This is a genomic window from Agromyces sp. C10 (assembly GCF_023217995.1).
GTDB lineage: Bacteria > Actinomycetota > Actinomycetes > Actinomycetales > Microbacteriaceae > Agromyces > Agromyces indicus.
Window position 1 is genome coordinate 83,930 of record NZ_JALPSX010000013.1, and the last position, 19,468, is coordinate 103,397.

Sequence of the window (19,468 nt, forward strand, 5' to 3'; positions counted from 1 at the left end):
CCGGGATCCCGGACGCCAGCGTACTCCGGGGCGTTCCGGCGCGCACCGCCCCGGTGTGGAATCGGTGACATGAGCACCATCGCGCCCGAGAACGCCCGCACCGCGGCATCCGTCGACGCCGTCACCGTCGGCACCGGACCGCTCACCACCGACGAGGTGGTCGCCGTCGCGCGCCACGACGCGCGCGTCGTGCTCGACCCCGCCGCGCTCGAGGAGGTCGCCGCGAGCCGCGCGATCATCGAGGGCCTCGCCGCCGACCCCGAACCGCACTACGGCATCTCGACCGGGTTCGGCGCGCTCGCGACCACCTTCATCGCCGAGGACCGCCGCGCGCAGCTGCAGGCGAGCCTCGTCCGCTCGCACGCCGCCGGCTCGGGGGCCGAGGTCGAGCGCGAGGTCGTTCGCGCCCTCATGCTGCTGCGCCTGTCGACCCTCATGACCGGGCGCACGGGTGTGCGCCGCGAGACGGCCGAGACGTACGCCGCCATCCTCAACGCGGGCATCACCCCGGTCGTGCGCGAGTACGGCTCGCTCGGCTGCTCGGGCGACCTCGCGCCGCTCGCCCACTGCGCGCTCGTCGCCATGGGCGAGGGCGAGGTGCGCGTCGACCCCGCCGGCGGTCGAGGCGCGAGCGCCGGCGAGCGTCCCGAGACCACGGATGCCGCGTCCGCCCTCGCCGCCGCCGGCATCGCACCCGTGCGCCTCGGCGAGAAGGAGGGCCTCGCCCTCATCAACGGCACGGACGGCATGCTCGGCATGCTCGCGCTCGCCATCCACGACCTCCGCACGCTGCTGACCACGGCCGACGTCGCGGCCGCCATGAGCGTCGAGGGCCTGCTCGGCACCGACGCCGTGTTCGCCGCGGACCTGCACGAGCTGCGCCCGCAGCGCGGACAGGCCGTGTCGGCCGCGAACCTCCGGCGGCTGCTCGCGGGCTCGCCCATCGTCGCGAGCCACCAAGGCCCCGAGTGCACGCGCGTGCAGGACGCCTACTCGCTGCGCTGCGCCCCGCAGGTGCACGGCGCGGCGCGCGACACCCTCGCGCACGCGGCATCCGTCGCCGAGGCCGAGCTCGCGAGCGCCATCGACAACCCGGTGCTCACGCCCGACGGGCGCGTCGAGTCGAACGGCAACTTCCACGGCGCCCCCGTCGGGTACGTGCTCGACTTCCTCGCGATCGCGGTGGCGGATGTCGCCTCGATGAGCGAGCGCCGCACCGACCGGTTCCTCGACCGGGCCCGCAACCAGGGACTGCCGCCGTTCCTCGCGCACGAGGTGGGCGTCGACTCCGGGCTGATGATCGCGCAGTACACGGCCGCGGGCATCGTGTCGGAGCTCAAGCGCCTCGCGGTGCCGGCGTCGGTCGACTCGATCCCGTCGTCGGCCATGCAGGAGGACCACGTCTCGATGGGCTGGGCTGCCGCGCGAAAGCTGCGGCGCGCGATCGACGGGCTCACGCGCGTGCTCGCGATCGAGGTGCTCGCCGCGGCGCGCGGCCTCGCGCTCCGCGCGCCGCTCGCGCCCGGCGCCGCCACGGGCGCCGTGGCCGCCCTCGCGGTCGAGCGAGGCGGTGCCCCCGGACCCGACCGCTTCCTCGCGCCCGAGATCGAGTCGGTCGTCGAGGCGGTGGCCTCGGGCGAGGTCGTCTCGCGCGCGGCATCCGTCGTCGATCTCGGCTGAGCGGATGCCGCGGGTGGCCCCCGAACTGTGGGTATGCCGTTCCCATGGCGTGGTTGTGCGGTAACCCGCCCGATGCAAGACTTGGGCATCGCCGACGAAGACCGTCGGCGATGGACTCACTTATGCATCAGCGCATCGACGACACCGACCCGTTCCGAGCGAGGCCCGCCCGGCGGTGCACGCTTGCCGTCGCCGCGATCGCCGGCACCCTGCTCCTCGGCCTCGTTCCGACGGCGCCCGCCTTCGCCTCCCAGACCGACCAGACGACGAGCTCGAGCGAGACGGCTGCGCCGACCGCCGAGCCGACGCCCACGGATCCGGCGCCGACGATCCCCACCGAGCCGACGCCGACCGAGCCCGCGCCGACCGACCCGGCGCCCACCGACCCGGCGCCCACCGACCCGGCGCCCACCGACCCGGCACCGACCCCGACTCCCACGCCGACTCCGACGCCCACGCCGACCCCGACGCCCACTCCCGCGCCCACGACGCCGGCCCCGTCCCCGGCGCCCAAGCCGACGCCGGCTCCCACGACCCCGGCGCCGTACGTGCTCGTCGGCGACGGACCCGTGGCGCGCATGGCGACGACCGACACCTCCGCCGACACCGAGGTCACGGCGCTGCTCGGGCTCCGCACGCAGCTCGAGCGCGCACAGGCCGACCTCCGCGAGGCCGAGGCCGCCCTCGACGCCGGGCGGACGACCCAGCAAGTGGCGCGCGCGACGGCCGAGCGACTCGACGAGCGCGCTGCCGAGGCCCGCGGGGTCGCCGAGCGCGCTGCGGCCGCCTACCTCGCCGCAAGCCGTGGCGACGGCGCGGCGATCACCTCCGTCGACGCGGCGTTCAAGGCCGGCAACGACCTCCTCGCGGGCCTCGGCGGCCTCGAGCGCGTACAGCAGCTCTCGGGCGACGTCGACCGGCTGCGCGAGATCGCGGAGCGCCGCGAGGCCGACGCCGTCAAGGCCGAGGAGCGCGCCGCGGCCGCGTGGCTCGCGGTCGATGCGGTGCCGATCGACGACCTCCAGGCCGCGGTCGACGCCGCCCGGGCCGCCGTCACCGCCGCGCGCGCCGACCTCCGCGGGCTGCAGTCCCGCGTCGCGGCCGAGACGGTCGCGATCGTCGACACCCTCCCGCAGGACGTGGGGCAGCTCAGCGAGCAGGGGTGGGCGAACCCGGCCACGGGCACGATCTCCGACGTGTTCGGCCCGCGACCCGTGAAGCCCGTCCCCGGCGTGAACGAGTTCCACCGCGGGACCGACATCGCCGCCCAGTGCGGCGCGGGCATCTACGCGGCGACGGGCGGCACCGTGGCGACCGCCGGCCCGAACGGCACGTACGGCAACTGGATCCTCATCGACCACGGCGCGGGCATCTCGACCGGCTACGCCCACATCCGCGAGGGTGGCATCCTCGTCGACCCGGGCCAGGAGGTCGCGGCAGGCGAGCTCATCGCGGTCGTCGGCAGCACGGGCGCCTCGACCGGATGCCACCTCCACTTCGAGGTGCGCATCGACGGCACCGCGGTCGATGCGGTCCCGTTCATGGCCGCCCGCGGCGTGAAGCTGGGCTGAGCCGACCCGTCCGGGATCCCGGACAGGTCGAGTGCGGCATCCATTGCCCGCCCCGCCCCCAGGGTGTGGGATCGGAACATGACCACCGCTGCACCCACCTCGACCGGCACCGCCGCCGGCCCCCGCACCGTCCGCGCCGCGCGCGGCACCGAGCTGACCGCGAAGAGCTGGCAGACCGAGGCGCCGCTGCGCATGCTCATGAACAACCTCGACCCCGAGGTCGCCGAGCGCCCCGAGGACCTCATCGTCTACGGCGGCACCGGCAAGGCGGCACGCAACTGGGAGGCCTACGACGCCATCGTGCGAACGCTCGAAGGCCTCGACGCCGACGAGACGCTGCTCGTCCAGTCGGGCAAGCCCGTCGGCGTCTTCCGCACGCACGAGTGGGCGCCCCGCGTGCTCATCGCGAACTCGAACCTCGTCGGCGACTGGGCGACGTGGCCCGAGTTCCGCCGCCTCGAGCAGCTCGGCCTCACGATGTACGGGCAGATGACGGCCGGCTCCTGGATCTACATCGGGACCCAGGGCATCCTGCAGGGCACCTACGAGACGTTCGGCGCCGTCGCCCGCTCGCTCGCCGCCAAGCGCGGGGCGACCGCGGGCGAGGTCGCGTCGGCGACGCTCGCCGGCACGCTCACCCTCACCGCCGGCTGCGGCGGCATGGGCGGCGCGCAGCCGCTCGCCGTGACGATGAACGGCGGCGCCGTGCTCATCGTCGACGTCGACGAGACGCGCCTCCGGCGACGCGTCGACCACGGGTACCTCGACGAGGTCGCACCGTCGCTGGACGCCGCGGTCGAGCGGGTGCTCGCCGCGAAGGCCACGGGGACCGCGCTCAGCGTGGGGGTCGTCGGCAACGCGGCCACCGTGTTCCCGGAGCTCCTCGAGCGGCGCGTCCCCATCGACATCGTCACCGACCAGACGAGCGCGCACGACCCGCTCTCGTACCTGCCCGAGGGCGTGTCCGTCGACGAGTGGCACGCGCTCGCGGCATCCGACCCGCACGAGTTCACCGAACTCGCCCGCCGGTCGATGGCCCGGCACGTCGAGGCCATGGTCGGCTTCCAGGCCGAGGGGGCCGAGGTGTTCGACTACGGCAACTCCATCCGGCGCGAGGCCGAGCTCGGCGGGTACGTGCACGCGTTCGACTTCCCGGGCTTCGTGCCCGCCTACATCCGCCCGCTGTTCGCCGAGGGCAAGGGACCGTTCCGCTGGGCGGCGCTGTCGGGCGACCCGGCCGACATCGCGGCGACCGACCGCGCCATCCTCGAGCTGTTCCCGGAGGACGCGCACCTGCGCCGCTGGATCGAGCAGGCCGGCGAGAAGGTGCACTTCGAGGGCCTGCCGGCGCGGATCTGCTGGCTCGGCTACCAGGAGCGCCACCTCGCGGGGCTGAAGTTCAACGAGATGGTCGCCTCGGGCGAACTGTCGGCGCCCGTCGTGATCGGGCGCGACCACCTCGACTCCGGCTCCGTCGCCTCGCCGTACCGCGAGACCGAGTCGATGGCCGACGGCTCCGACGCGATCGCCGACTGGCCGCTGCTCAACGCGCTGCTGAACACCGCGTCGGGCGCGACCTGGGTGTCGATCCACCACGGCGGCGGCGTCGGCATCGGCCGCTCCATCCACGCCGGCCAGGTCGTCGTCGCCGACGGCACCGACCTCGCCGCCGAGAAGATCGCGCGCGTGCTCGTGAACGACCCCGGCACGGGCGTCATGCGGCACGTCGACGCCGGCTACGACCGTGCGGTCGAGGTGGCCCGCGAGCGCGGCCTCCGCGTGCCGATGCTCGAGGGCTGACGGATGCCGCACGCCGCAGCATCCGGACGGCTGCTCGTCACCGGCATCGGCGAACTCGTCACGAACGACCCCGCGCCGGATCGCGAGGGCGGCCCGCTCGGCATCCTCCGCGACGCGGCCCTCGTCGCCGACGACGGCGTCATCACCTGGATCGGGCGATCCGTCGACGCTCCGTCGCTCGAGGCGACGGCGAACGCGCCGCACCCGCACCGCATCGAGGTACTCGACGCCCGCGGGCGCGCGGTGATCCCCGGGTTCGTCGACTCCCACACGCACCTCGTCTTCGGCGGCGACCGGGCGGAGGAGTTCGCGGCACGCATGGCCGGGCGCGCGTACGAGGCGGGCGGCATCCGCTCGACCGTCGCGGCGACGCGAGAGGCGACCGACGACGAGTTGCGCGCCCGGCTCGCGGGGTTCGTCCGCGAGCTGCACGGGCAGGGCACGACGACGTTCGAGGTGAAGACCGGGTACGGCCTCTCGGTCGTCGACGAGGAGCGCCTCGCGCGGCTGGCCGCCGAGGTGACCGACGAGGTCACGTTCCTCGGTGCGCACGTGGTGCCCGCGGAGTTCACCGAGCGCGCCGGCGGCGCCGACGGCTACGTCGAGCTCGTCGCCGGCGAGATGCTCCAGGCGTGCAAGCCCCACGTCCGCTGGGTCGACGCGTTCTGCGAGCGCGGTGCCTTCGACGCCGAGCAGTCCCGCCGCGTGCTCGAGGCGGGCCGCGCCGAGGGCCTCGGCGTGCGCGTGCACGGCAATCAGCTCGGCGAGGGCGACGGCGTGCGCCTCGCGGTCGAGCTCGATGCGGCATCCGTCGACCACTGTACGTACCTGAGCGACGCGGATGTCGCGGCGCTCGCGGGTTCGCGGACCGTGGCGACGCTGCTGCCGGGCGTGGAGTTCTCGACGCGGCATCCGTACCCCGATGCCCGGCGCCTCATCGACGCGGGCGTGACCGTGGCGCTCGCGAGCGACTGCAACCCCGGGTCGAGCTTCACCAGCTCGATGCCGTTCTGCATCGCGCTCGCGGTGCGAGAGATGGGCATGACGCCCGCCGAGGCGGTGCGGGCCGCCACCGCGGGGGGTGCCGCGGCGCTGCGGCGAACGGATGTCGGCGTCCTCCGTCCCGGGGCCCGAGCCGACCTCGCGCTGCTCGACGCGCCGTCGCACGTGCACCTGGCCTACCGGCCGGGCGTGCCGCTCGTCGCCGAGACGTGGAAGGACGGGGCGCGCGTGGCGTGAGCCCGCCGCGCCTCCGGCACTCAGTCGTCGTCGCTGCGGCGCAGGCCGCGTCGCGCCGAGAGGAGCGTGAACTCGGGGTGCGCGGCGACGAGCCGCTCGGCGCGGTCGAGCACCTCGCCGACGCGGCCGGCGTCGGCCGCCACCACGCCGACGCCGATCGCGGCACGGCGGTGGAGGTCGTGGTCGCCCACTTCGGCGACGGAGGCCTCGGTGGCGCGCCGCAGCTCGGCGAGCACCGGACGCAGCGCGCCCCGCTTCTGCTTCAGCGAGTGCACGTCGCCGAGCAGCAGGTCGAACTCGATCCAGCCGATCCACACGTGCTCAGCCTCCCACGGGCCGCGACGACCCGTCGCGGAACCGACGGTGCCGTCAGCGTGCGGGCGTGATGATGTCCACCGTCCGCGTGCGATCGAGGCGGTTCGCGAGCACGATGGCCAGCACGCCGAGGAACACCGCCGCCGCGGCCCGCGCGAGCCCGTCGAGGGAGACGAGCAGCGTCAGGATGGCCTGATCAGCCGACTGCGGCGCCGCCGCGACGACCAGCGCCTGTGCGAGCGACGGCAGGATCACCGCGACGAGCGCCCAGCACGGCGCCCAGTTCCACGGCGCGGGGACGACGCCGGCACGTGCGATCTGCACGCAGGCCACCGCCGCCAGCACCGCCCTGAGCAGCGGGATCGCCGCGAACAGGAAGCCGAAGCGCTCCGGGGTGGACTCGTCGAGCGGCAGGAGCCACCAGACCGCACGATCCGCGAACGACCACAGGGCGAGCAGCACGAGCGCGACCGTCCCGAGCGGCCGCCCCGCGGTGACGCTGCCGGCGCCGCGGAACCCGAAGGCGAAGAGCAGCAGGGCGACCGCGACGAGCACGGGGCCGAGGAACTCCCCGCCCGGGACCGACCAGAGGACCGGTCCGAGGAACGCGGCGACGAACGTCGAGGCGATGAGCAGCGCACCGCCGATCGTCCACGCCAGTCGGGCGTGCTGCGTCATCGCGTCGTTGGGTCGGGGCCGGCGCACGAGAGGCAGCCTATCCTCGGACGAGACGGAACGAACGCGACGCGACCGCGGGAGGCGCCATGGACGGACACCGGGTATTCCGGATGAGCTTCGCGAGCATCCATCCGCTCTACGTGCAGAAGGCGGAGAAGAAGGGTCGCAGCCGCGCCGAGGTCGACGAGGTCATCCGCTGGCTGACGGGGTACGACGAGGCCGGCCTCGAGGAGGCCATCGACGACGGCCGCGACCTCGCGGCGTTCTTCGCGAACGCGCCGGCGATGAACCCGAACGCCGAACTCATCACGGGCGTCGTCTGCGGCGTCCGGATCGAGCAGATCGACGACCCGCTCATGCAGCAGATCCGGTACATGGACAAGCTCGTCGACGAGCTCGCCCGCGGCAAGAAGATGGCCTCGATCCTGCGGTCGCCGGATGCCGCGGCCGTCAGCGCCGCACCTCGATCGCGCTGACCCCGGCCAGGTCGATCCAGGCGCGCTCGCCCGTGTCGACGAGCACCGCGAGCACGTGGTCGCAGGTCGCGCACCGCACCACCGTGCCCGCTCCGCTCACGTAGACCATGGCGCGGGCGAGCTCCGCGACGGTGCCGCACGCCTTGCACCGGCCCGTCGCCGTGGTGATGTCGAACGAGAAGAAGTCGGCGAGGGGCCCGGCGAGGGCGTTGCCGTCGAGGTGACTCGTCATCACGTGCCTCCGTATCGTTCGGTGCGGATGTCGCGGGGTTCGTGCCCGAGTTCGACGAGCCAGTCGGCGACGCGCTCGACGAACCCCGTCGAGCCGCAGACGAACACCCGGGGGCGCTCCGCCGCGGGCACCGCCGCGGCCTCGAGTGCGTCGCGCGTGATCCGCCCGGGCGGGGCGGACCACCCGTCGGGGGTGCGCCGCGTGTACACGAGATCGAGGCGCAGCGGTGCGGATGCCGCGGCGAGCGCCGCCCACTCGGACGCGAAGTACACGTCGTCCGGCGTCCGCACCGAGTACAGCAGCCGGAACGGGGTGGGATCGGCGGCGGCGGCGTGCGCGTGGGCCATCGCGAAGAGCGGCACGACGCCCGAGCCGCCCGCGATGAGCTGGACCGGCCGCGCGTCATCCGTCACCGCCGCCGGTCGCCAGATGAAGAACGCGCCGAGCGGGCCGTGCACCTCGAGTCGATCGCCGGCACGGAGTTCGTCGACGAGGTACGGCGAGACCTCGCCGTCGGGCAGCTTGTCGACCGCGAGCACGACGCGCGATCCCGCACCCGAGGAGGCGATGGAGTACGAGCGGGTCGCCGTGTAGCCGTCGGGGGCGGTGAGCCGCACGTCGAGGTGCTGGCCGGCCTCGTTGCCGGGCCACCCGTCGACGTCGAGCTCGATGCGCGTCGCGTTCGGGGTCTCGCGGCGGGTCGCGGCGACCGTGGCGACGTGCCATCCGGGCCGCGGCATGCCGCTCACCAGTACCGCTCCTCCTTCCACGGGTCGCCCCGCAGGTGGTATCCGTTCTGCTCCCAGAACCCGGGCTCGTCGTCGGCCATCATTTCGAGCCCGCGCACCCACTTCGCGCTCTTCCAGAAGTACAGGTGCGGCACGAGCAGTCGCGCGGGCCCGCCGTGCTCGGGGTCGAGCGGTTCGCCGTCGAACTCGAAGGCGACCCACGCCTTGCCGTCGAGCAGGTCGTCGAGGGGCACGTTCGTGGTGTACCCGCCGTAGCTGTGCGCCATCGTGTACTCGAGCTCGGTGTCGACGTCGGCGAAGAGCGTGTCGAGCGACACGCCGCGCCATCCGGTGCCGAGCTTCGACCAGTGCGTGACGCAGTGGATGTCGGTCGTGACGTCCTCGATGGGCAGCGCCATGAACTCGTCCCAGTTCCAGGAATGCTCGGTGCCGGACTCGGTTCGGATGGTGAACGCCCAGTCGCCGGTGTCGATGTCGGGCGTGGGTCCGGCCGACAGCACCGGGAAGTCGCCGACCAGCGTCTGGCCCGGCGGCAACCGGTCGTCGCGCTCGCGGCCCCGCCCGGTGAATCCCCTCGTGATGAACGACATGCCCGTCTCCTCCCGCTCGGACCGGACGCCGTCGGGGTCACCCTAGCCCCGCTCCGGCGTCATGTCACTGCCCCGAGGGCTACCGTTGGGTCATGCCGACGTTCACGCCGGCGCCCGACGGCGTCGACCGCGTCTCGGTGGACGCGCACCTCGCGCGCGTCCTCGCCGGGGTCGCGCCGCTCGGCAGGGTCGAGACGGTCGGGCTCGCGGAGGCCGCGGGGCGCACGCTCGCGGTCCCGGTCGACGCGCTCGTCGACCTGCCTTCCTTCGACAACTCGGCCATGGACGGCTACGCCGTGCGCGAGGCGGATGTCGCGACCGCCGCCGGTGACGCCCCGGTGGTGCTCGACGTCGTCGCCGACCTGCCGGCCGGCTCGGCGAGCGGGGCGACGGTCGGCGCGGGGCAGGCGGCGCGCATCATGACGGGCGCGCCGATCCCGCCGGGTGCCGACGCGGTGGTGCCCGTCGAGCGAACGGATGCCGGGACCGAGCGGGTCGCGATCCGCACCGCCCCGCGGCCGGGGCACCACATCCGCCGTCGTGGCGAGGACCTCCACGCCGGCGACCCGCTGCTCGGTGCGGGCGTCGTGCTCGACGCGCGCCGGGTCGCGGCCGCCGCCGCGGCCGGCCTCTCGGAGCTGCCCGTGGCGGCCGTCCCGCGCGTCGCCGTCGTCGCGACCGGGACGGAGCTCGCCGCGCCCGGCGCGCCGCTCGGGTTCGGCCGCATCCACGACTCGAACTCGGCGCTGCTCGCGTCGCTCGTCGCCGAGGCCGGCGGCGCGGTGAGCGAGTCGCTCCGGCTGCCCGACGACCCGGCGGCGCTCCGCGGATGGCTCGAGCGGCGGCATCCGTGCGATCTCGTGGTGTTCGCGGGCGGCGTGAGCGTGGGCGCGCACGACGTCGTGCGCCACGTGCTCGCGGGGCTCGGCACGGTCGGCTTCGCGCGGGTGGCGATGCAGCCGGGTGCGCCGCAGGCGTTCGGCGAGCTGCCGGGCGGCACGCCCGTGTTCGGGCTGCCGGGCAATCCGGTGAGCGTCGCCGTGTCGTTCGAGGCGTTCGTGCGGCCCGCGATCCTGCGGCTCCTGGGCCGCGCCGAGACCGGGCGTCGCACGTGGCCCGCAGTCGTGGAGCACGGATGGCGCTCCCCCGCCGGCCGGCGCCAGTACATGCCGGTCGCCCTCGGGCGGCACGACGGACGCCCTTCGGTGCGTCCCGCGGCGGCGGGCGGCGCGGCCTCGCACCTCGCCGCCGGACTCGCCGGGGCCGACGGCTTCGCGATCGTGCCGGAGGACGTCGACGAGGTCGCGCCCGGCGACCTCGTCGAGGTGGCGGTCACCCGATGAGCGGGGTCGACGCCGTCATCCTCGCCGGAGGTCGCGCCGCGCGGCTCGGCGGGGTCAGCAAGCCGGACCTCATGGTCGACGGCCGTCGCCTGCTCACGACGGCCGTGGACGCCGCCCGGGCGGCGGGCTGCGAGCGCATCGTCGTCGTCGGGCCCGCGGAGCTCGCGGCGCCCGGATGCCTGCGCGCCCGGGAGGACCCGCCCTTCGGCGGACCCGTCGCCGCGCTCTCGGCCGGGCTCGCGGCACTGGGTCCGGCCGGCGGAGCCGACGTCCTCGTCCTCGCGTGCGACATGCCCGACCTGGGAGCCGCCGTCACCCGGCTGGCCGCCGCGCGGGGTGCGTACCCCGACCGCGACGGGGTCGCGCTCGTCGACGCCTCCGGGCGCACGCAGTGGCTCGCGATGCGGTGCGCCCGAGCGTCACTGGAGCGCGCCCTCGACGCGATCGCGCCCGACGGGGACCGCGCAGCGCTGCACGGCGCCCCGATGCGGCGGCTCGCGGCATCCGTCGACCTCGCCACCGTCGCCGACGGGGGCAGCACGCACGACATCGACACGTGGGGCGACCTCGCGCGCGCCACCGGACCGGAGGGAGCACCATGACCGAACCGCTCGCACCCGAGGCGCTCGACGACTGGGTGGCCGAGGCCGCAGCGCTGCTCGGCATCGACCCCGCCGACGTCCCCGTGGGCACGGTGCTCGACCTCGCGCGTCGCGTCGCGCACGGCGTCGCGCGGCCCGCGGCGCCCGTCACGACGTTCCTGCTCGGGCTCGCGGTCGGCGCGGGACGCCCCGACGACCTCGCCGTGCTCGCCGACCGGCTGGGCGACGCCGCCGAGGCTCGCGCCCCGGAAGCCTGAGGATCCGGCCGCCGTCATAGGCCGGAAACGTACGCCTGCGTATCGTGGGGGGATGACCGCCATCGCGCTCGGCATGCCCGCACTGCGTCGGGCGCCGTCGGACGCGCCCTCGACCGAGGGGCGGCCGGATGTCGCGGGACTCGTCGATCGCTTCGGCCGCGTCGCGCACGACCTGCGCATCTCGATCACCTCGGCCTGCTCCCTGCGGTGCACCTACTGCATGCCCGCCGAGGGGCTCCCCGTGATCCCGCGCGACGAACTGCTGTCGGCGGCCGAGATCGCGCGACTCGTCGGCATCGCCGTGCACGACCTGGGCGTCCGCGAGATCCGCTTCACGGGCGGCGAACCGCTCACCCGTCCCGACCTCGTCGAGATCGTGCGGCTCAGCGCCCTCGCGGCACCCGGCACGCCGCTGTCGATGACGACGAACGGCATCGGGCTCGACCGCAAGGCGGAGGCCCTCCGGGATGCGGGCCTGTCGCGCGTCAACGTGTCGCTCGACACGCTCGACCGCGAGCACTTCGCCCGGCTCACGCGGCGCGACCGGCTCCCGGCGGTGCTCGCGGGCATCGCCGGCGCGCACCGCGCCGGGCTCGGCCCGCTCAAGGTCAACGCCGTGCTCATGCGCGAGACGCTGCACGACGCCCCCGACCTCCTGGCGTGGGCGATCGAGCACGGATGCCGCCTCCGGTTCATCGAGCAGATGCCCCTCGACGCCGACGAGGCGTGGCGGCGCGCGAACATGGTCGACGCCGAGGAGCTCCTCGCCGTGCTGCGCACGCGCTTCGGGCTCGAGGCGGTGGGCCGCGAGGACCCGGCCGCCCCCGCAGAGGAGTGGCTCGTCGACGGCGGCCCCGCGACGGTCGGCGTCATCGCGTCGGTGACGCGACCCTTCTGCGGCGCCTGCGACCGCACGCGCCTCACCGCGGAGGGCTCGGTGCGCTCGTGCCTGTTCGGCGACGACGAGACCGACCTGCGCGCGATGCTGCGCGCGGGCGCCGACGACGCGGAGCTCGCCGAGCGGTGGCGCGCGGCGATGTGGGCGAAGAAGGCCGGGCACGGCATCGACGACGTCGACTTCGTGCGCCCGGCGCGGAGCATGGGAGGCATCGGTGGCTGACGGGACGACGACCACGACCGGCACGCGCACGGTGCTGGTCCGCTACTTCGCGGCGGCGGCCGAGGCCGCGGGCGTGGAGGAGGAGCATCTCGCGGCGACGGCGACGCTCGGGGAGCTCCGTGACGAGCTCGTCGCTCGCTACGGCGCCGCCATGGCCCGCGTCGTGGCGAACGGCTCGTTCCTCGTCGACGGCGTGGTGCGCCGGGACCCCGCGACGCCGATCGGCGCGCAGGTCGACGTGCTGCCGCCCTTCGCGGGCGGCTGAACCGGCCGCGCCGGTCAGTCCCGGCTCGGTCGTCCCGGCAGGTCGGCGAGCGCCCGGATCAGCTCGCCCGCGGTGTGCGCCGCGTTCGACGGGTGCCGCAGCGGCCGCTCCGGGTAGAGGATGTAGTGGTTCCGCCGGCCTCGCCGCTCGCGCTCGAGGTACCCGCCGTCCTCAAGGTCGTTGAGGATCGTGACGGCGGCGCGCGTGGAGATGCCGACCTGCTCGGCGATCGACCGCACGGTGGCGTCGCGGTCGAGCGCGACCGCGAGCAGCACGTGCGCGTGATGGGTCAGGAACGTCCACTCGCGCATGCGCCCATCATCCCAGCTTCGGGTCGTCGCCGCGGGTCAGAGGTTGACCCATTCCGTCGCGCCGCCGTCGAGGTGCTGTCGCTTCCAGATGGGCGTGCGCTCCTTGATGCGGTCGACGAGCAGCGCGCACGCAGCGAACGCCTCGGCGCGGTGCGGGGCGGCGACGGATGCCACGAGCGCGACGTCGCCGATCCCGAGCGCGCCCACGCGGTGCGCCGCCGCCACGCGCAGCCCCGTCTCCCGGGCGACCTCCGCGCACGTCTCGCGCAGGAACCGCTCGGCGTCGGGGTGCGCGGAGTAGTCGAGCGCGGTGACCGCCGCCCCGTGGTCGTGGTCGCGGATCACGCCCTCGAACGTGACGAGCGCGCCGTCCTGCCGGGAGCACACGAACGCCTCGATCGCGGCACGATCGAGCGGTGCGTCGGTGACGAGGGCGAGCACCTCGGGCTCAGGCATGCGGTGCGCCTCCGTGCTCCAGTCGGTCGGCCTCGCCGGACGCGGTTCCGGCGGCGACGCCGTGGGCGGCGTGGCTCGGCCCGTCCTCCGGGTGGCGCGGATGCCGCGGCCGGGGCGCGTGGTCGCCGCCCGCGACCTGGTCGAGCAGGTGCGGCAGCAGGTCGGCGAGCACGGCGAGCCCGTCGTGGACGCCGCCGCGCGAGCCGGGCAGGTTGACGACGACGGTGCGGCCGGCGACGCCCGCGAGCGCGCGGCTGAGGGCCGCGGTCGGGGTCGCGCCGCGACCGGCGGCGCGGATGGCCTCGGCGACGCCGGGCAGTTCCTGGTCGAGCACGGCACGGGTCGCCTCGGGGGTGCGGTCGCTCGGGTTCACGCCCGTGCCGCCGGTGGTGAGGATCACCGCGGGCGACTCCGCGACCGCCTGCCGGAGGGCCTCGGGGAGGTCGGCGTCGGCGACGACGCGCGGCGCGCCGGGCTCGAGTCCGCGTTCGGCCAGCCAGGCGGCGATCACCGGCCCGGTGGTGTCGTCGGCCGTGCCGGCGGCGGCCCGGGTCGAGGAGACGAGAACGACGGCACGGCGGGAGGGCGCGGCATCCGTCGGCTCGTCGGCATGGGCCGCGTCGGCGCCGGTCGCACCCGCGTCATCCGCTCGCCACACGCCGCGCTTGCCGCCGCGCTTCTCGACCAGGCGGACGCCGCCGAGGCTCGCCGCGGGATCGACGGCCTTCACCATGTCGTGCAGCGTCAGGCCGGCGACGGCGACGGCGGTGAGCGCCTCCATCTCGATGCCCGTGCGGGCGGTCGTCGAGACGGTCGCGCGGATCGTGATCGCGGCCTCGTCGAAGCCGAAGTCGATGGAGACGGCGTCGAGCGGGACGATGTGCGCGAGCGGGATGAGCTCGCTCGTGCGCTTGGCGCCCTGGATGCCGGCGATACGCGCGGTCGGCAGCACGTCGGCCTTCTTCAGTCCGTCGCTGCGCACGAGGCCGACCACCTCGGCGGTCGTGTCGAGCCGCCCCTCGGCGATCGCGACCCGGCGGGTGACGGGCTTGCCGCCGACGTCGACCATGCGCGCGCGGCCGTCGTCGTCGAGGTGGGTGAGCTCGCTCATAGGTCCACGGTATCGACCGGCTCGCCCGCGTCGAGGGCCTCGACCGCTTCCGGGACGACGATGAGCAGGTCGGAGGCCGCGAGCGCCGCCACCAGGTGCGAACCCGGCCCGCCGACGGGGAGCGCGCGGCCGTCGTCGGTGCGGCGACCGCGCAGGTACTGGCGACGGCCGGGGATGGAGCGCACGGGCTCGGCGAGCGGCATCCGCTCGGCGCGCGCGGGCGGCAGGCCGGCCACCGCGCGCAGCGTCGGCGCGACGACGAGCGCGAACGAGAGCTGGGCGCTCACGGGGTTGCCGGGGAAGCCGATGACGGGCACGCCGCGGTACACCGCGGTCGCCTGCGGACCGCCCGGTTGCATCGCGACGGAGCCGACCCACGCGCCGAGGGGCTCGAGCAGCTCGCGGACGACCTCGTAGGCGCCCTGCGAGATGCCGCCGCTGGTCAGGATGAGCTCGGCTCCCGCCTCGACGGCCGCGTCGAGCTCGGCCCGCAGGCCGTCGACGTCGTCGCGCACCCGCCCGGCGTGGACGACCACGGCGCCGGTCGCCCGGACGGCCGCCTCGAGCGCGACCCCGTTCGCGTCCGGGATCTCGCCCGGCCCGAGCGGTTCGCCCGGCGCCACGAGTTCGCTGCCGGTGCTCACGACCGCCACGCGCACGCGCTCGCGCACGAGCAGGCGGGTGAGGCCGGATGCCGCGGCGGCGGCGAGGTGCCGCGGGGCGAGCCGCACGCCCGCGGGCAGGACGTCGTCGCCCGCCGCGAGGTCGGAGCCGGCTTCGCGCACGTACTCTCCCGCCCGGCGGGCCCGGAGGATGCGCACGCCGTCGCCGTCGGGCTCGGTGTCCTCGACGGGCACGACCGCGTCGGCGCCGTCGGGCACGGGCGCGCCCGTCATGATCCGCACGGCGGTGCCGGCCGCGAGCGCCGCCGGTGCGCCGGGGGCTGCAGCGACCTCGCCGGAGACGGGGAGGACCACGGGCGCGGCGGCGACGTCGGTCGCGCGCACCGCGAACCCGTCCATCTGCGAGTTCCGGAACGGTGGCAGGTCGAGCGGCGACTCCACGGGCGAGGCCGTGATCCGCCCCAGCGCGTCGGCGAGCGCCACGACCTCCGAGGGGCGCGCGCCGAGGGGCGCGAGCAGCGACCGCACGAATCGGGCGTGCTCCTCCACCGGCATCCGCTCGCCCATCAGTACCGCACCACGCCCTCGTCGACGGTGCGCGACCAGGCGTCGATGCCGCCCGTGAGGTTGCGGACGTCGGCGAAGCCCGCGCCCGCGAGCATGCGGGCGGCGTACTCCGATCGCACCCCGAGGTGGCAGTACACGACGACGGATGCCGCGGGGTCGAGCTCGCCGAGCCGATCGCCGAGCTCGCCCAGGGGGATGAGCACCGACCCGTGGATGGCGGCGATCTCGACCTCCCACGGCTCGCGGACGTCGAGGAGAACGGGCGCCGAGCCGTCGGCGAGCTCCGCTGCGAGGGATCGGGCATCGACATCGGCCGTCACAGGTCTCGGGCGAGGCACCTCGGGTCCTCCACGACCGGCGGCGGCTCGGGCGGGGCCCGGGGGGCTGTCGTGGGCGGCGGCTGCGGCATCGCGGCGATACGCGATCTCCCGGGTGCGGCCCGAGAGCGCGTCGTAGACCGCGACCCGTCCGAGGAGCGGCTCGCCGATGCCCGTCAGCACCTTGAGCGCCTCGGTCGCCATGAGGCCCCCGGTCACGGTGCACACCGACGGGAGGATGCCGTCCACCTCGCAGCTCAGCCCGGCGTCGGCCGGGGGCTCGGGGAAGAGGTCGCGGTACGAGACGCCGCGCGCGTCCCAGCACACGCCGACCTGCCCGCCGAACCGCGCCGCCGAACCCCACACGAACGGGATGCCGGCGCGGGCCGCCGCGGCGTCGGCGGCGTAGCGGGTGCCGAGGTCGTCGGTGCCGTCGATCACGAGGTCCGCACCCGCGAGCAGTTCGTCGGCGCGCTCGTCGTCGAACCGGTGCGGCACGGCGACGACCTCCGTGTCGGGCGACAGCGCCGCCGCGGCATCCGCCGCCGAGTCGACCTTGGGCCGCCCGACGTCGGCCGGTTCGTGCAGGAGCTGCCGGTGCAGGTTGGTCTCGTCGACGCGGTCGTCGTCGACGATCGTGAGGCGACCCACGCCGGCCGCGACGAGGATGGGCACGACCGCGCTGCCGAGGCCGCCGGCGCCGAGCACGACCACGTGCGACTCGGCCAGGCGCTGCTGGCCGGCCGCGCCGAACCCGGGGAGGACGCGCTGCCGCGCGTACCGCGGCGAGGTGGGATCGAGTGGCGGCATGCGTCGATTCTCGCAGCCCGCGGACCACCCCGGACCGGAACGGAACTTGTCAACCCGTCCGTCTTGAGGCGCTCTCACAGGCGGGATTCCGGAAGAATAGTGGCATTGCGACCACGAGGGGGCCGCCGATGAGCCGGACGGAAGACGGATCACCGAAGCGCCACGCCGGCTTCGGGGACCTCGTCCGGGCCGCCCTGCCCCGCCGGCCCCGCTTCATGCGCGGGCCCCGGATCGCCGATCCGCTGCGAGCTCCGGTGATCCGGACGGAACGACTCCTGCTGCGCCCGCACCGGCTCGCCGACGCGCCCACATGGTACGCGTGGCAGTCCGACCCGGCCGTGATCGAGCATCTCTCATGGCCGCTGCGCACCCGCGCCGAGTCGTACCTGCACCTCATGCACCGCACGCACCACACCCGGCTCGAGCAGCTCAACGACTTCCTCGCCCTCGGCGTCGAGTACGACGGGCGCCTCGTGGGCGACGTGTCGCTGCACCTGCGCTCGCTCGAACCCGAGACGCGACGGCTCGAGATCGGCTGGCTCGTCGGCCCCGAATGGCAGGGCCGCGGGTTCGCCCGCGAGGCCGCCGAGGGGATGCTCGGGCTCGCGTTCTACCGCATGCACGCCGCGACGGTCGTCGCCATCATGACGATGGGCAACGAGGCCTCGCACCTGCTCGCCGTGCGACTCGGCTTCGAGGAGGCCGGCGAGACCGACGGCGACCGCGTGACGGTGCTCACCGCCGAGCGGTACCGCGCGATGCGCGGCGACCGGGCGACCGGTGAGCCCGCGACGGGCGAGGCCGCGACCGGCGACGAGACGATCCCTCCGGCCGCCTGAGTCAGCGCGGGGTGTCGAAGCGGATCTCGACCGGATCGGCGTCGGCGAGCTCGGCCCACGACCGGGCGGAGAACTTGAACTCCGCCACGGCGCACGTCGGCATGTGCTTGATCTCGGCCGAGAGCCGGAACGCCAGGTCCGACAGGCCCGGGTCGTGCGCCACCACGAGCGCCGTCGAGAGCCCGTCGTCGAGTTCCGCCACGATGTCGAGGATCGTCTCGGGCGACGAGCCGTAGAGCCGCTCGTCGAGGACGACCGCGGCGGGGTCGACGGCGAGCGCGGCCGCGAGCGCCTCGGCGGTGGTGCGCGCCCGCACGGCCGTGCTCGAGAGGATCGTGTCGGGGCTGGTGCCGCGCTCCCTCAGCCGTCGGCCCATCTCCGGGGCGTCGCGCCGGCCGCGGTCGTTGAGCGGCCGATCGTGGTCGGCGAGCGTCGGATCGGCCCACGCGGACTTCGCGTGACGGACGAGCACGAGGGTCTTCATGTGCCGAGTCTGCCACTGCTCGCCCGGCCCGCCAGGCCCGCGGCGAACTCGAGCACGCAGAGGGCGGCGAGGCGTACGGTCCGGCCGTCCGCGGCATCCGTCGTCGCGTCGATCTCGACGAGGTCGGCGCTGCGCACCCGACGGTCGAGCGCGGCCGCGCGCACGAGCGCCCGCAGCTCCCACGCCTGCACGCCGCCCGGGACCGACGCCGGGCAGGCCGGCGCGATCGAGCGGTCGCAGACGTCGACGTCGATGTCGAGGTGGATGGGGCCGCCGCCCGCCCCGGCGATCTCGAGCGCCTCGGCCATGACGAGCGACGGGTGCGCGCGGTGGTGCAGTTCGTCGCGGTGCACGACCGTGATGCCGAGCTCCTCGGCCCGTCGTCCGTACGCGGCGGAGTTGGCGAAGTCCTGGATGCCGATCTGGACGATCCGGCTCGGGTCGAGGCCGGCCTCGATGAGGCGGCGCACGGGCGAGCCGTTCGAGATACCGTCGCGGAGGTCGTGGTGGGCATCGATGGTGACGAGGCCGGCCGTGGCGAGGTCGGAACCCCAGGCGCCGAGCGCGGTGGCGACCGTGACCGAGTTGTCGCCGCCGAGCGCCATGAGCGCGTCGGACCGGCCGAGCACCCGGGCCACGCGGGCGCGGGTGACGGCCTCGCCGGCCTCGCCGTCGGGATCGGTCACGTCACCGGCGTCGACGAGGCGCAGGTCGCCCAGGTCGACGCTGCCGGCGGGGCGGTCGGAGCCGAGGTCGCGCGATCGGTCCGGCGCGAGGGCCGGACTGTAGCGACGCAGCGCCGCACGGATCGCGGCGGGCGTGGCATGCGCGGCCGTCGGCGAGAGCGAGGTCCGGAAGGCGGGGACGCCGAGCACCGCGAGGTCGGCGTGCTCGCCTGCGGCCATCGCGTCGAAGTCGGGCCAGTCGCCCGCGCGCGGCCAGAGCGGATCGTGCGACAGCGCCGTCTCGGTCATGGCCTCGACGGTAGCAACGCGGGAGCCCGCGTCGTCCGCCGCGCGGGGGCCGATGTCCG

23 protein-coding genes are annotated in these 19,468 nt (G+C 75.2%); 11 read left to right on the forward strand and 12 right to left on the reverse strand.

Annotated features, from left to right (window positions below):
• The first annotated feature begins 69 nt into the window (after window positions 1-69).
• The 4 genes from hutH (at window position 70) to hutI (ending at window position 6,290) form a co-directional block, all read left to right on the forward strand.
• Window positions 70-1,680 (forward strand): histidine ammonia-lyase, encoded by a 1,611-nt coding sequence (hutH, locus tag M1L56_RS14680; protein ID WP_248599796.1) that lies wholly within the window; start codon window positions 70-72, stop codon window positions 1,678-1,680.
• A gap of 122 nt (window positions 1,681-1,802) precedes the next feature.
• A complete protein-coding gene (locus tag M1L56_RS14685) occupies window positions 1,803-3,251 on the forward strand; it encodes a M23 family metallopeptidase (RefSeq protein WP_248599797.1) in 1,449 nt (482 codons plus the stop codon).
• 78 nt (window positions 3,252-3,329) lie between these two features.
• Window positions 3,330-5,051 carry a urocanate hydratase gene (gene hutU, locus M1L56_RS14690; protein ID WP_248599798.1) on the forward strand — a complete coding sequence of 574 codons (1,722 nt, stop codon included), beginning with the start codon at window positions 3,330-3,332 and terminating at the stop codon, window positions 5,049-5,051.
• A gap of 3 nt (window positions 5,052-5,054) precedes the next feature.
• Window positions 5,055-6,290, forward strand: coding sequence for an imidazolonepropionase (gene hutI, locus M1L56_RS14695; protein ID WP_248599799.1), 1,236 nt, complete (start codon window positions 5,055-5,057; stop codon window positions 6,288-6,290).
• 20 nt (window positions 6,291-6,310) lie between these two features.
• Here hutI and M1L56_RS14700 read toward each other — a convergent pair whose 3' ends face one another.
• Together M1L56_RS14700 and M1L56_RS14705 are read right to left on the reverse strand one after the other, a co-directional pair.
• Complete coding sequence (locus tag M1L56_RS14700; RefSeq protein ID WP_248599800.1) at window positions 6,311-6,607, reverse strand: DUF503 domain-containing protein; 297 nt, start codon at window positions 6,605-6,607, stop codon at window positions 6,311-6,313.
• A 52-nt stretch (window positions 6,608-6,659) separates the two neighbouring features.
• Entirely contained in the window at window positions 6,660-7,310 is a 651-nt protein-coding gene (locus M1L56_RS14705; protein WP_248599801.1) for a hypothetical protein, read from the reverse strand.
• 59 nt (window positions 7,311-7,369) lie between these two features.
• Here M1L56_RS14705 and M1L56_RS14710 point away from each other — a divergent pair, with 59 nt between their 5' ends.
• Complete coding sequence (locus M1L56_RS14710; RefSeq protein WP_374256929.1) at window positions 7,370-7,759, forward strand: DUF2200 domain-containing protein; 390 nt, start codon at window positions 7,370-7,372, stop codon at window positions 7,757-7,759.
• Here M1L56_RS14710 and M1L56_RS14715 read toward each other — a convergent pair.
• The 3 genes from M1L56_RS14715 to M1L56_RS14725 are packed head-to-tail and all read right to left on the reverse strand — an operon-like array spanning window position 7,734 to window position 9,330.
• On the reverse strand, window positions 7,734-7,991 hold the full coding sequence (locus M1L56_RS14715) for a DUF6510 family protein (protein WP_067949076.1): 258 nt from the start codon (window positions 7,989-7,991) through the stop codon (window positions 7,734-7,736). The two genes, M1L56_RS14710 and M1L56_RS14715, sit on opposite strands and share 26 nt — an antisense overlap.
• The gene (locus M1L56_RS14720; RefSeq protein ID WP_248599828.1) at window positions 7,991-8,731 is read right to left on the reverse strand and encodes an FAD-binding oxidoreductase; all 741 of its coding nucleotides are present in this window, start codon (window positions 8,729-8,731) and stop codon (window positions 7,991-7,993) included. Before M1L56_RS14720 ends, M1L56_RS14715 begins: the two co-directional genes overlap by 1 nt.
• Window positions 8,732-8,736: 5 nt before the next feature.
• Window positions 8,737-9,330 (reverse strand): sulfite oxidase-like oxidoreductase, encoded by a 594-nt coding sequence (locus tag M1L56_RS14725; RefSeq protein WP_248599803.1) that lies wholly within the window; start codon window positions 9,328-9,330, stop codon window positions 8,737-8,739.
• A gap of 92 nt (window positions 9,331-9,422) precedes the next feature.
• Here M1L56_RS14725 and glp (M1L56_RS14730) point away from each other — a divergent pair, with 92 nt between their 5' ends.
• From glp (M1L56_RS14730) to M1L56_RS14750, 5 genes are read left to right on the forward strand one after another with little or no spacing between them, the layout of a single operon-like run.
• Window positions 9,423-10,673, forward strand: coding sequence for a gephyrin-like molybdotransferase Glp (glp, locus tag M1L56_RS14730; protein ID WP_248599804.1), 1,251 nt, complete (start codon window positions 9,423-9,425; stop codon window positions 10,671-10,673).
• Window positions 10,670-11,275, forward strand: a complete 606-nt coding sequence (locus M1L56_RS14735; protein ID WP_248599805.1) for a molybdenum cofactor guanylyltransferase — start codon at window positions 10,670-10,672, stop codon at window positions 11,273-11,275. Before glp (M1L56_RS14730) ends, M1L56_RS14735 begins: the two co-directional genes overlap by 4 nt.
• The gene (locus M1L56_RS14740) at window positions 11,272-11,532 is read left to right on the forward strand and encodes a DUF6457 domain-containing protein (RefSeq protein WP_248599806.1); all 261 of its coding nucleotides are present in this window, start codon (window positions 11,272-11,274) and stop codon (window positions 11,530-11,532) included. Before M1L56_RS14735 ends, M1L56_RS14740 begins: the two co-directional genes overlap by 4 nt.
• 52 nt (window positions 11,533-11,584) lie before the next feature.
• Window positions 11,585-12,652: a GTP 3',8-cyclase MoaA gene (gene moaA, locus M1L56_RS14745; protein WP_248599807.1), complete on the forward strand. Its 1,068-nt coding sequence runs from the start codon at window positions 11,585-11,587 to the stop codon at window positions 12,650-12,652.
• Window positions 12,645-12,917 (forward strand): MoaD/ThiS family protein, encoded by a 273-nt coding sequence (locus M1L56_RS14750; protein ID WP_231878609.1) that lies wholly within the window; start codon window positions 12,645-12,647, stop codon window positions 12,915-12,917. Before moaA ends, M1L56_RS14750 begins: the two co-directional genes overlap by 8 nt.
• A 14-nt stretch (window positions 12,918-12,931) precedes the next feature.
• Here the strand turns inward: M1L56_RS14750 and M1L56_RS14755 are convergent, their stop codons facing one another.
• The 5 genes from M1L56_RS14755 to M1L56_RS14775 are packed head-to-tail and all read right to left on the reverse strand — an operon-like array spanning window position 12,932 to window position 17,112.
• Window positions 12,932-13,228: a winged helix-turn-helix domain-containing protein gene (locus M1L56_RS14755; RefSeq protein WP_067949064.1), complete on the reverse strand. Its 297-nt coding sequence runs from the start codon at window positions 13,226-13,228 to the stop codon at window positions 12,932-12,934.
• A gap of 36 nt (window positions 13,229-13,264) precedes the next feature.
• Complete coding sequence (locus M1L56_RS14760) at window positions 13,265-13,684, reverse strand: molybdenum cofactor biosynthesis protein MoaE (RefSeq protein WP_248599808.1); 420 nt, start codon at window positions 13,682-13,684, stop codon at window positions 13,265-13,267.
• Window positions 13,677-14,795 (reverse strand): bifunctional molybdenum cofactor biosynthesis protein MoaC/MoaB, encoded by a 1,119-nt coding sequence (gene moaCB, locus M1L56_RS14765; RefSeq protein ID WP_248599809.1) that lies wholly within the window; start codon window positions 14,793-14,795, stop codon window positions 13,677-13,679. The genes M1L56_RS14760 and moaCB overlap by 8 nt, the downstream gene beginning before the upstream one ends.
• Entirely contained in the window at window positions 14,792-15,985 is a 1,194-nt protein-coding gene (gene glp / locus M1L56_RS14770; protein WP_248599810.1) for a gephyrin-like molybdotransferase Glp, read from the reverse strand. The genes moaCB and glp (M1L56_RS14770) overlap by 4 nt, the downstream gene beginning before the upstream one ends.
• Entirely contained in the window at window positions 15,985-17,112 is a 1,128-nt protein-coding gene (locus tag M1L56_RS14775) for a ThiF family adenylyltransferase (RefSeq protein WP_248599811.1), read from the reverse strand. Before M1L56_RS14775 ends, glp (M1L56_RS14770) begins: the two co-directional genes overlap by 1 nt.
• Before the next feature lie 128 nt (window positions 17,113-17,240).
• Here M1L56_RS14775 and M1L56_RS14780 point away from each other — a divergent pair, with 128 nt between their 5' ends.
• A complete protein-coding gene (locus M1L56_RS14780; RefSeq protein WP_248599812.1) occupies window positions 17,241-17,951 on the forward strand; it encodes a GNAT family N-acetyltransferase in 711 nt (236 codons plus the stop codon).
• A 1-nt stretch (window position 17,952) separates the two neighbouring features.
• Here the strand turns inward: M1L56_RS14780 and M1L56_RS14785 are convergent, their stop codons facing one another.
• Together M1L56_RS14785 and M1L56_RS14790 are read right to left on the reverse strand one after the other, a co-directional pair.
• Window positions 17,953-18,435: a histidine phosphatase family protein gene (locus M1L56_RS14785; RefSeq protein ID WP_248599813.1), complete on the reverse strand. Its 483-nt coding sequence runs from the start codon at window positions 18,433-18,435 to the stop codon at window positions 17,953-17,955.
• Window positions 18,432-19,409 carry an arginase family protein gene (locus M1L56_RS14790; RefSeq protein WP_248599814.1) on the reverse strand — a complete coding sequence of 326 codons (978 nt, stop codon included), beginning with the start codon at window positions 19,407-19,409 and terminating at the stop codon, window positions 18,432-18,434. The genes M1L56_RS14785 and M1L56_RS14790 overlap by 4 nt, the downstream gene beginning before the upstream one ends.
• Window positions 19,410-19,468 lie beyond the last annotated feature (59 nt).

Excerpts from the sequence above, each read along its gene's own strand:
- hutI (WP_248599799.1), top strand. The coding sequence starts at position 5,055 with ATGCCGCACGCCGCAGCATCCGGACGGCTGCTCGTCACCGGCATCGGC.
- M1L56_RS14780 (WP_248599812.1), top strand. The coding sequence starts at position 17,241 with ATGAGCCGGACGGAAGACGGATCACCGAAGCGCCACGCCGGCTTCGGG.
- moaA (WP_248599807.1), top strand. The coding sequence starts at position 11,585 with ATGACCGCCATCGCGCTCGGCATGCCCGCACTGCGTCGGGCGCCGTCG.
- M1L56_RS14715 (WP_067949076.1), bottom strand. The coding sequence starts at position 7,991 with ATGACGAGTCACCTCGACGGCAACGCCCTCGCCGGGCCCCTCGCCGAC.
- M1L56_RS14775 (WP_248599811.1), bottom strand. The coding sequence starts at position 17,112 with ATGCCGCCACTCGATCCCACCTCGCCGCGGTACGCGCGGCAGCGCGTC.
- M1L56_RS14685 (WP_248599797.1), top strand. The coding sequence starts at position 1,803 with ATGCATCAGCGCATCGACGACACCGACCCGTTCCGAGCGAGGCCCGCC.
- hutU (WP_248599798.1), top strand. The coding sequence starts at position 3,330 with ATGACCACCGCTGCACCCACCTCGACCGGCACCGCCGCCGGCCCCCGC.
- M1L56_RS14755 (WP_067949064.1), bottom strand. The coding sequence starts at position 13,228 with ATGCGCGAGTGGACGTTCCTGACCCATCACGCGCACGTGCTGCTCGCG.
- M1L56_RS14740 (WP_248599806.1), top strand. The coding sequence starts at position 11,272 with ATGACCGAACCGCTCGCACCCGAGGCGCTCGACGACTGGGTGGCCGAG.
- M1L56_RS14760 (WP_248599808.1), bottom strand. The coding sequence starts at position 13,684 with ATGCCTGAGCCCGAGGTGCTCGCCCTCGTCACCGACGCACCGCTCGAT.
- glp (WP_248599810.1), bottom strand. The coding sequence starts at position 15,985 with ATGGGCGAGCGGATGCCGGTGGAGGAGCACGCCCGATTCGTGCGGTCG.
- M1L56_RS14710 (WP_374256929.1), top strand. The coding sequence starts at position 7,370 with ATGGACGGACACCGGGTATTCCGGATGAGCTTCGCGAGCATCCATCCG.
- hutH (WP_248599796.1), top strand. The coding sequence starts at position 70 with ATGAGCACCATCGCGCCCGAGAACGCCCGCACCGCGGCATCCGTCGAC.
- moaCB (WP_248599809.1), bottom strand. The coding sequence starts at position 14,795 with ATGAGCGAGCTCACCCACCTCGACGACGACGGCCGCGCGCGCATGGTC.
- M1L56_RS14790 (WP_248599814.1), bottom strand. The coding sequence starts at position 19,409 with ATGACCGAGACGGCGCTGTCGCACGATCCGCTCTGGCCGCGCGCGGGC.
- glp (WP_248599804.1), top strand. The coding sequence starts at position 9,423 with ATGCCGACGTTCACGCCGGCGCCCGACGGCGTCGACCGCGTCTCGGTG.
- M1L56_RS14725 (WP_248599803.1), bottom strand. The coding sequence starts at position 9,330 with ATGTCGTTCATCACGAGGGGATTCACCGGGCGGGGCCGCGAGCGCGAC.
- M1L56_RS14720 (WP_248599828.1), bottom strand. The coding sequence starts at position 8,731 with ATGCCGCGGCCCGGATGGCACGTCGCCACGGTCGCCGCGACCCGCCGC.
- M1L56_RS14735 (WP_248599805.1), top strand. The coding sequence starts at position 10,670 with ATGAGCGGGGTCGACGCCGTCATCCTCGCCGGAGGTCGCGCCGCGCGG.
- M1L56_RS14785 (WP_248599813.1), bottom strand. The coding sequence starts at position 18,435 with ATGAAGACCCTCGTGCTCGTCCGTCACGCGAAGTCCGCGTGGGCCGAT.